Source organism: Pseudomonas algeriensis, from assembly GCF_048847255.1.
Classification (GTDB): domain Bacteria; phylum Pseudomonadota; class Gammaproteobacteria; order Pseudomonadales; family Pseudomonadaceae; genus Aquipseudomonas.
The window spans coordinates 1-4,073 of the sequence record NZ_JBKKRK010000036.1; the positions used below are offsets into that span (position 1 = coordinate 1).

A 4,073-nucleotide genomic window follows, 5' to 3' on the forward strand; every position below is an offset into this window, starting at 1 on the left:
TCGATGACTTTGGCTACGACGCCGGCGCCGACGGTACGACCGCCTTCACGGATAGCGAAACGCAGGCCGTCTTCCATCGCGATGGTCTTGATCAGAGTGACAGTCATCTGAATGTTGTCACCCGGCATTACCATTTCAACGCCTTCTGGCAGCTCGCAGTTACCAGTCACGTCAGTTGTACGGAAGTAGAACTGTGGACGGTAGCCTTTGAAGAACGGAGTGTGACGACCGCCTTCTTCCTTGCTCAGAACGTAGACTTCTGCGGTGAACTTGGTGTGCGGCTTGACGGTGCCTGGCTTGACCAGAACCTGGCCACGCTCAACGTCGTCACGCTTGGTGCCGCGCAGCAGTACGCCGCAGTTCTCGCCAGCACGACCTTCGTCGAGCAGCTTGCGGAACATTTCAACGCCGGTGCAGGTCGTTTTCTGAGTGTCGCGCAGACCGACGATCTCAACTTCTTCCTGGATACGGACGATGCCACGCTCAACACGACCAGTCACAACAGTACCGCGACCGGAGATCGAGAATACGTCTTCGATTGGCATCAGGAACGGCTTGTCGATAGCACGCTCTGGCTCTGGGATGTAGCTGTCCAGAGTTTCCACCAGCTTCTTGACAGCAGTGGTGCCCATTTCGTTGTCGTCTTGGCCGTTCAGAGCCATCAGAGCCGAACCGATGATGATTGGAGTGTCATCACCCGGGAAGTCGTAAGTGCTCAGCAGGTCGCGCACTTCCATCTCAACCAGTTCCAGCAGCTCAGCGTCGTCAACCATGTCAGCCTTGTTCAGGAAGACAACGATGTACGGAACGCCTACCTGACGGGACAGCAGGATATGCTCACGGGTTTGTGGCATCGGACCATCAGCGGCCGAGCAAACCAGGATCGCGCCGTCCATCTGGGCAGCACCGGTGATCATGTTTTTTACGTAGTCGGCGTGACCTGGGCAGTCAACGTGTGCGTAGTGACGCACGGACGAATCGTATTCAACGTGAGCGGTGTTGATGGTGATACCGCGAGCTTTCTCTTCCGGGGCGCTGTCGATCTTGTCGAAGTCAACCTTGGCCGAACCGAAAACTTCGGAGCAGACACGGGTCAGAGCAGCGGTCAGCGTGGTTTTACCGTGGTCGACGTGACCGATGGTACCAACGTTGACGTGCGGCTTATTACGTTCGAACTTTTCCTTAGCCATCGAAATCACCCCCAGGAGAAGAATTTAGCAAGTCACACGAGCCATTAAAACAAAGGCAGATATTTTCATATCTGCCTTGTAATATGGAGCTCTTGAGCGGATTTGAACCGCTGACCTCACCCTTACCAAGGGTGTGCTCTACCAACTGAGCTACAAGAGCAAAACATTTTGCACAACCTGCAAACTTGGAGCGGGTAGCGGGAATCGAACCCGCATCATCAGCTTGGAAGGCTGAGGTTCTACCACTAAACTATACCCGCGGAGCTTGCAGCTCACGCTAAAACTGGTGGAGGGGGAAGGATTCGAACCTTCGAAGTCGTAGACGTCAGATTTACAGTCTGATCCCTTTGGCCGCTCGGGAACCCCTCCTAAGCGAGCCGGCATTCTATATCATGCCAGCCTTCTGTCAAGCATTTTCTCATTAAAAACCTGAGGTTAGCTGCGTTGACATCGCTCCGCACTGATAACCGTTAAAGGTCTTCACTGCGAAGCGGGCGCCATTCTATGCAAACTACCCAGCAGGCGCAACCCCTTCGCATGGCATTATTTTATGTTTTAACTCATTGAATTCTTTAGAAAGGTTTTGAACCAACCCTTCATTAACCTTTCCTGCGCTTTCAGGAACAACCTGAACCCAAAATCCTCCGACCTCAGGTGCACCTTCGGAGCTCAGCACAGATGTACGCCCCATCACGCCCAACGAAACCAATCGCTGCTCCAGCTGCCTGGCCAGCTCAGCACGAGCAAAACCGCCTAGATAATTACAATTCTTGCGCACCTCTCCGGACTTGCCGAAATCACGCCTGACAAGCGAATCCGCCGTTTCACTCAGAAGATGAATATCCTGCTGCGAGCCGCGATACAAGCTCAGTGGTGTTACATCCTTGGCCCGCAGCGGGGCCTCCTGCTGATGCCAGACATAGTAGAAGCCATTCAGAACCAGTAACAACAGAAACAGCCACCGCATAGAAACCTCAAGACAAAGGACAAGCCATCGCCAAGCCAACAAAAACCAGGTCAGGCGCAACCTTGGCTTGCGGTACAACCCCAACAACCAGACAGGCGTCCCCTCCCGTTAAAAACACCTCGAAATCCTGCCCCCAGTATTGCCGCGCCAATTCAAGCTGGGTCAGGACGAAACCTCTGAGCATCAGCATACAACCGCGCTCAACCGCCTCGACCGTCGCCCTTCCCGGAGCAAGAGTCTCGTGCGCTCGCTCGGCAGCAGTGTCATCGTAGCGAATTCGCCGAGTATGGGTACGCAACTGGTTGCGCATCAAAGGCATGCCCGGACAAATGAACCCCCCTAGATGCTCACCGTCCGCCGCCACGAAGTCGGCTGTAACGGCCGTGCCAAAATCGAGCACCAGGCAAGCGCCGGAAGCGAGATGGAAACCGCCAAGCAAGGCAAGCCAACGATCAAGACCTAACCGATCGTACTCTTCGTAACCATTTGTCACGCCCGCCATTTCTCGAGCCGGTACGGCACGTACCACGGACACCCCGAAGGTCTGTGTCAAGGAAGCGACCAACGAGTCAGTTTCCTCGGGCGTCCTGACGCTGACCAGACGGCATTTCTTTAGCTGAAACTTCTGGGCATCGCTCAGGCTGGCGAGCAGATCATCATCGGAACCGACCACACCACCTTCAACAGGCGTAACACCGTCGGAGCAAAGAACCCGCCATTTGATAAAACTGTTGCCGCAATCGAGCTCAAGAATCATCACGCAACCTCAAACTGAGCTCACCGCCGCTAAAGCTCTTTTCCACACCATCCACCTTCAAACGCAGCGCTCCCTGGTGGTCAATGCCCATCACAACGCCGTCAATCTGGTTCACACCCGCAATTAGCGAAACGGCACGGCCCTGCCATAAATGATAGTTTTCCCACTCCAGCTGGATCGCCGCAAACCCCGACGCATGATGCAACTCGAGGTATTGTTGAAGCTTCGCGCTCATATGGACCACAAGATCGTTACGATCAAATACACGGCCTGCCTCTAGGCTCATGGACGTCCACTGCTGATCAACCTCGTCAGTTGATTGCATATTCACGTTGATCCCGACACCCAGGACGACATGACAGACGTCCGCCGGATCACCCACTAATTCGAGCAAGATACCGGCAATTTTTTTGTTGCCCACCAACACATCGTTGGGCCATTTCAACCCAGCCTCAGCGATTCCAAAATCACGAAGCGCATGCATGACAGCGAGCCCAACGACGAGACTCAGCCCTTCGATTTGCCGCATACCGCCATCAATGCGCAAGACCAGACTGTAATAAAGATTGGCAGCGAACGGACTGACCCATTTACGGCCACGACGACCGCGCCCAGCGAGCTGCCGCTCAGCCAAGACCAAGAATGGCGCATCCACTCCGCGTTCTATGGAACGCAACGCTTCGGCATTGGTAGAGTCGATGGAGTCATGGATATAAACAGGCCACTCAAGGCCTTCTTTCGCGCAGATTTTCGCAGCATCCAAAAGTGACAGCGGCCTAGCCAACTGATACCCCTTGCCTCTAACTTTATGAACAGACAATCCCAACTCGGCCTCCAGATGCTGCAATTGCTTCCAGACAGCACTGCGACTGATGCCCAGCCCGACACCTAGTGCCTGGCCTGAATGGAAACGACCATCCTTCAGAAGTTTTAACAACGTGAGCATACGAACCGCGCCTGATTACCGAGGTCAGCATGATAGCCATGCACAGGACTGTTGCATAGAAACTCGAAACGGCTTTACCAGGCGCAAAAACAAAACCCCTACCTGCATCAGCAGATAGGGGTTTCGGAATTTAATCTTGACGATGACCTACTCTCACATGGGGAAACCCCACACTACCATCGGCGATGCATCGTTTCACTTCTGAGTTCGGGA

4 protein-coding genes, 3 tRNA genes and 1 rRNA gene are annotated in these 4,073 nt (G+C 54.1%); all 8 read right to left on the reverse strand.

Annotated elements, in window-relative coordinates:
* Positions 1-1,190: elongation factor Tu (gene tuf / locus ACLK1G_RS25795; protein ID WP_420767946.1), on the reverse strand; the 1,190-nt coding region annotated here is incomplete at its 3' end.
* Between the two features lie 84 nt (positions 1,191-1,274).
* Positions 1,275-1,350, reverse strand: a tRNA-Thr gene (locus tag ACLK1G_RS25800).
* 26 nt (positions 1,351-1,376) lie between these two features.
* Positions 1,377-1,450 (reverse strand) — tRNA-Gly (locus ACLK1G_RS25805).
* Positions 1,451-1,474: 24 nt separating this feature from the next.
* A tRNA-Tyr gene (locus ACLK1G_RS25810) sits at positions 1,475-1,559 on the reverse strand.
* Positions 1,560-1,701: 142 nt separating this feature from the next.
* Positions 1,702-2,157, reverse strand: coding sequence for a hypothetical protein (locus tag ACLK1G_RS25815; protein ID WP_420767947.1), 456 nt, complete (start codon positions 2,155-2,157; stop codon positions 1,702-1,704).
* Positions 2,158-2,164: 7 nt separating this feature from the next.
* Positions 2,165-2,914 carry a pantothenate kinase gene (locus tag ACLK1G_RS25820; RefSeq protein ID WP_420767948.1) on the reverse strand — a complete coding sequence of 250 codons (750 nt, stop codon included), beginning with the start codon at positions 2,912-2,914 and terminating at the stop codon, positions 2,165-2,167.
* Positions 2,904-3,860, reverse strand: coding sequence for a bifunctional biotin--[acetyl-CoA-carboxylase] ligase/biotin operon repressor BirA (gene birA, locus ACLK1G_RS25825; RefSeq protein WP_420767949.1), 957 nt, complete (start codon positions 3,858-3,860; stop codon positions 2,904-2,906). Before birA ends, ACLK1G_RS25820 begins: the two co-directional genes overlap by 11 nt.
* A gap of 134 nt (positions 3,861-3,994) precedes the next feature.
* Positions 3,995-4,073 (reverse strand): 5S ribosomal RNA (gene rrf / locus ACLK1G_RS25890); the annotation flags it as partial.